The 2,688-nt window shown below is 56.8% G+C and carries 2 rRNA genes; both read left to right on the forward strand.

From position 1 onward, the window contains the following. Positions 1 to 2,460: ribosomal RNA gene (locus tag JOL79_RS33410) — 23S ribosomal RNA — on the forward strand; the annotation flags it as partial. 100 nt (positions 2,461 to 2,560) lie between these two features. After that, positions 2,561 to 2,677 (forward strand): 5S ribosomal RNA (gene rrf, locus JOL79_RS33415). The last annotated feature ends 11 nt before the right edge of the window (positions 2,678 to 2,688 follow it).

Raw genomic sequence — 2,688 nt, forward strand, 5'->3', positions numbered from 1 at the left:
CTGTGATGTGACTGCGTGCCTTTTGAAGAATGAGCCTGCGAGTCATGGTGTGTGGCGAGGTTAACCTGTGTGGGGGAGCCGTAGCGAAAGCGAGTCTGAATAGGGCGTTTGAGTCGCATGCTGTGGACCCGAAGCGGGGTGATCTACGCATGGGCAGGTTGAAGCGTGGGTAAGACTGCGTGGAGGACCGAACCCACCAGGGTTGAAAACCTGGGGGATGATCTGTGTGTAGGGGTGAAAGGCCAATCAAACTCCGTGATAGCTGGTTCTCCCCGAAATGCATTTAGGTGCAGCGTTGCGTGTTGCTTGCTGGAGGTAGGGCTCTGGTTGGCTGATGGGCCCGACAAGGTTACTGACGTCAGCCAAACTTCGAATGCCGGTAAGTTTGCGTGGCAGTGAGACTGCGGGGGATAAGCTCCGTGGTCGAGAGGGAAACAGCCCAGATCACCGACTAAGGCCCCTAAGCGTGTGCTAAGTGGGAAAGGATGTGGAGTCGCAGTGACAACCAGGAGGTTGGCTTAGAAGCAGCCATCCTTGAAAGAGTGCGTAATAGCTCACTGGTCAAGTGATTCTGCGCCGATAATGTAGCGGGGCTCAAGTACACCGCCGAAGTCGTGGCACTGTCAACCGTTTGGTTGGTGGTGGGTAGGGGAGCGTCGTGCGTCCGGTGAAGCTGCGGAGTGATCTGTGGTGGAGGGTGTGCGAGTGAGAATGCAGGCATGAGTAGCGAGTCAGAAGTGAGAATCTTCTGCGCCGGATGACCAAGGGTTCCTGGGGCAGGTTTGTCCGCCCAGGGTAAGTCGGGGCCTAAGGCGAGGCCGACAGGCGTAGTCGATGGATAACGGGTTGATATTCCCGTACCCGCTGTGATGCGCCCATACTGAACCTGGTGATACTAAGAGTCCTTAAGCCGGCTGGTTCTTCGGAACTGGTGTCAGGGTGAACGCTCGGCCTGATCTGGTAGTAGGTAAGCGATGGGGTGACGCAGGAAGGTAGCCCATCCCGGGCGGTGGTTGTCCCGGGGTAAGCATGTAGGGCGAGGGATAGGTAAATCCGTCTCTCATTAAGCCTGAGGTGTGATGCCGAGCCGATTGTGGTGAAGTGGGTGATCCTATGCTGCCGAGAAAAGCCTCTAGTGAGTGTTGCGGCGGCCCGTACCCTAAACCGACTCAGGTGGTCAGGTAGAGAATACCGAGGCGGTCGGGTGAACTGTGGTTAAGGAACTCGGCAAATTGCCCCCGTAACTTCGGGAGAAGGGGGGCCTTCGCTGGTGTAGGACTTTTGCGTCTGTAGCTGGTGGGGGTCGCAGTGGCCAGGGGGAAGCGACTGTTTACTAAAAACACAGGTCCGTGCTAAGTCGTAAGACGATGTATACGGACTGACGCCTGCCCGGTGCCGGAACGTTAAGGGGACCGCTTAGCGCCTTTTTGGGTGCGAAGGTGAGAACTTAAGCGCCGGTAAACGGCGGTGGTAACTATAACCATCCTAAGGTAGCGAAATTCCTTGTCGGGTAAGTTCCGACCTGCACGAATGGCGTAACGACTTCCCCGCTGTCTCAACCACAGGCCCGGTGAAATTGCAGTACGAGTAAAGATGCTCGTTTCGCGCAGCAGGACGGAAAGACCCCGGGACCTTCACTACAGCTTGACATTGGTGTTTGGAGCGTCTTGTGTAGGATAGGTGGGAGACTGTGAAGCCGCGACGCTAGTTGTGGTGGAGTCGTTGGTGAAATACCACTCTGGTCGTTTTGGATGTCTAACCCGCGCCCGTGTATCCGGGTGGGGGACAGTGTCTGGTGGGTAGTTTAACTGGGGCGGTTGCCTCCTAAAGGGTAACGGAGGCGCCCAAAGGTTCCCTCAGCCTGGTTGGTAATCAGGTGTTGAGTGTAAGTGCACAAGGGAGCTTGACTGTGAGACTGACGGGTCGAGCAGGAGCGAAAGCTGGGACTAGTGATCCGGCATCGGCGTGTGGAAGCGGTGTCGCTCAACGGCTAAAAGGTACCCCGGGGATAACAGGCTGATCTTCCCCAAGAGTCCATATCGACGGGATGGTTTGGCACCTCGATGTCGGCTCGTCGCATCCTGGGGCTGGAGTAGGTCCCAAGGGTTGGGCTGTTCGCCCATTAAAGCGGTACGCGAGCTGGGTTTAGAACGTCGCGAGACAGTTCGGTCCCTATCCGCTGCGCGCGTAGGAGACTTGTAAGGGGCTGTCCCTAGTACGAGAGGACCGGGACGGACGAACCTCTGGTGTGCCAGTTGTTCCGCCAGGAGCATGGCTGGTTGGCTACGTTCGGTAGGGATAACCGCTGAAAGCATCTAAGCGGGAAGCTCGCCTTGAGATGAGGTCTCCCTCCATTTGTTTGGGTAAGGCTCCCTGTAGACGACGGGGTTGATAGGCCGGGTGTGGAAGCGCAGTAATGTGTGGAGCTGACCGGTACTAATAGGCCGAGGACTTGTCCATGATATCCGCCCTGCGTGTTTGTGCACGTGTTTGGGTTTGGTGCTTGCGTCCACTGTGTGATTCAGAGACAGCAACTGGTTGGTTGTGTGTTTCGTGGGGTTACGGCGGTTATAGCGGTAGGGAAACACCCGGTTACATTCCGAACCCGGAAGTTAAGCCTTCCAGCGCCGATGGTACTGCACTGGGGACGGTGTGGGAGAGTAGGACGCCGCCGGACAATTTTTGTGG

The sequence above is a fragment of the Microbispora oryzae genome, assembly GCF_017896165.1.
Lineage (GTDB): Bacteria > Actinomycetota > Actinomycetes > Streptosporangiales > Streptosporangiaceae > Microbispora > Microbispora oryzae.